This is a genomic window from Pantoea septica (assembly GCF_002095575.1).
GTDB classification, from domain to species: domain Bacteria; phylum Pseudomonadota; class Gammaproteobacteria; order Enterobacterales; family Enterobacteriaceae; genus Pantoea; species Pantoea septica.
This window is the reverse complement of record NZ_MLJJ01000076.1, coordinates 1-2,388: the sequence shown is the minus strand read 5'-3', so window position 1 is coordinate 2,388 and position 2,388 is coordinate 1. Positions and strand designations below refer to the sequence as shown.

Below are 2,388 nucleotides of genomic sequence, written 5' to 3'. Positions count from 1 at the left end.
TCCTTTTCCTTACCCGTACCCGGAGTAAAAATGAACAGGCGTCACTTTCTGCGTCTGATGCTCGCATCAGGCATCATCATTAGCGTGCCCATTACTGGCTCGCTGGCCACCGCCGCCGAACCAGAGAACCGCTTTCACCGTGTCAGCCAGGCGTTAACCGGACGCCAGCAGCTGGATCCGACCATCAGTCAGCGTTTGTACGCGCTGTTAACGCGCCAGAACCCGCTGTTTCCCCAGCGTCTGGCGCAGCTGGCCGAACACCTTAGCCGCAGCAAGGCTCGCGCACCTGAGGCGCTGCTGGCGTCGCTGTCCGAAGAGGAGGTCAACACCGCGCTGGCCATCATTACCCCCTGTGTGCCTTGGCTATACCGGCAATCCCGCCACCACGCGCGCTACTGACGACGCGCACTTTGTCAGTTTTCTCTCCGCCCTGATGTACGAGCCCACCGCCGACCTTACGCCGCGCCCCTCCTACTCGCAGCGCGGCAGCGACTACTGGCAGGCGGTACCGGATGGCGCCAGCGCGCCACCGATGCCGGCAACGATTCACGCCTGGGGAAAGGCGTCGCCGCGCGCGGCATCTGGCATCGCGCAGCCGCAACCGGCCTGGCTGGCAATGGTGGAAGGACGCGCCAGAACCTATGCGGAGGCCTTGCGCCTCACCGACGGCACTGGAGATGGCTCATGACGCACTATGACGCCGACGTAGTGATTATCGGATCGGGCGCCCTGGGAGCAAATGCGGCATATCAGCTGGCGAAAGCGGGCAAGTCGGTCATCATGCTGGAGGCCGGACCCTATATTCCGCGCTGGAAAGTGGTCGACAACTATCGCAACAGTCCCAGTAAACGCAACTGGTGCGCACCCTATCCTAATTTGCCCTGGGCGCCGAACAGCTACAGCGACGGCTATATTGAGACGCAGGGCGATGACGATTTCCACTATGTCACCAGCTTTCTCAAGGTGGCTGGCGGCAGCACGCGTCACTGGGCGTCCGCCTGCTGGCGGCTGCTGCCCAACGACTTCAAACTGAAAAGCGTTTACGGCGTCGGGCGTGACTGGCCGATTGCCTATGACGATCTGGAACCCTGGTATCTGCGCGCGGAGCGCGAGGTGGGCGTGGTCGGCACCGCAGAGGAAGATCAGAGCGGTCAGGGACGCGACGCCTGGCCGCCGCGCTCCGCGCCCTATCCCTTGCCGCCGGAGGCGAAGCCCTACATGGTGCAGCGCATGCAGGCGAAGCTCGGACCGTTAGGCTACCAGGTGATCCATGAGCCGCACGCGCGCGTTTCTCGCCCTTATGACGGCCGTCCCGCCTGCGCCGGCAACAATAACTGTGAACCTGTTTGCCCTATCGGGGCGATGTACTCAGGGGATATGCACGTTGATAAAGCGGTGGCGCTGGGGGTCGATCTGCGCACCGAGTCGGTCGCCTGGAAGCTGGAGAAGGGGCCGAAAAACCACATCGTCGCGGTGCACTATCGCAAACCTGACGGCCGCAACGTGCGCCTGAGCGCAAAGGCGTTCGTGGTGGCGGCGCATGGGCTGGAATCTCCGAAGCTGCTGCTGATGTCTGATGTGGCAAACAGTTCCGATCAGGTCGGACGCAACCTGATGGATCACACCGGACTGAGCATGACTTTTCTTGCCGACGAACCGCTCTGGACTGGACGCAGCTCGGTGCAGCACGGCAGCATCGCCACCCGACGTGATGAACCCACCCGCGCGCAACACTCCGCTATCCGCTACGCGCTGCGCAATCTGGTGCCGAACAGCGATGTGACACCCGCGCTGCTCAGGCAGGGGCTGGTGGGACGCGAGCTGGACGCGGCGATACGCGACCGCGCCTCGCGCATTATGAATATCAGCACCATGAGCGAAACCCTGCCCAGCCCCACGAACCGGGTCACTCCTCATCCAACGCGGCGCGACGGGGCTGGCCTGCCGACCCTGCAGGTTAACTATCAGCTGGACAGCTATGTCCGCGGCATGCGACCGCAGGCCTACCGCGACTTCGCTAATTTCCTGATGGCGTTTAATGGCGAGATGGTGGAGGCGCCCACCGGCTGGCGCAATCAGTATCACATCATGGGCACCACGATAATGGGCGACGATTCGCGCGACTCGGTGGTCGATGCGCACTGCCGCAGCTGGGATCACGCCAACCTGTTTATCGCCTCTACCGGCGTGATGCCCACCTCCGCCACCGTAAATCCCACCCTGACGGGCATCGCGCTGGCGCTCCGTCTGGCCGATACGCTGATTCGGGAGCTGTGAACATGCGAACGGCAACCTTTCTCCTGCTGTTTTTACCCGCGCTGGCGCTAGCGCAGCCCGATAGCGCCACTCTGAAGCGCGGCGAATATCTGGCTATCGCAGGCGACTGTT

The 2,388-nt window shown here is 62.9% G+C and carries 3 protein-coding genes; all 3 read left to right on the top strand.

Annotated elements, in window-relative coordinates; translation table 11 throughout:
• Positions 1–30: 30 nt before the first annotated feature.
• The 3 genes from HA46_RS21485 to HA46_RS20565 are packed head-to-tail and all read left to right on the top strand — an operon-like array spanning position 31 to position 2,277.
• Positions 31–399: a sugar dehydrogenase complex small subunit gene (locus HA46_RS21485; protein WP_280174270.1), complete on the top strand. Its 369-nt coding sequence runs from the start codon at positions 31–33 to the stop codon at positions 397–399.
• Positions 353–688, top strand: a complete 336-nt coding sequence (locus tag HA46_RS21480) for a sugar dehydrogenase complex small subunit (RefSeq protein ID WP_280174269.1) — start codon at positions 353–355, stop codon at positions 686–688. The genes HA46_RS21485 and HA46_RS21480 overlap by 47 nt, the downstream gene beginning before the upstream one ends.
• Entirely contained in the window at positions 685–2,277 is a 1,593-nt protein-coding gene (locus HA46_RS20565; protein WP_084886570.1) for a GMC family oxidoreductase, read from the top strand. The genes HA46_RS21480 and HA46_RS20565 overlap by 4 nt, the downstream gene beginning before the upstream one ends.
• Positions 2,278–2,388 lie beyond the last annotated feature (111 nt).

Excerpts from the sequence above, each read along its gene's own strand:
- HA46_RS21485 (WP_280174270.1), top strand. The coding sequence starts at position 31 with ATGAACAGGCGTCACTTTCTGCGTCTGATGCTCGCATCAGGCATCATC.
- HA46_RS20565 (WP_084886570.1), top strand. The coding sequence starts at position 685 with ATGACGCACTATGACGCCGACGTAGTGATTATCGGATCGGGCGCCCTG.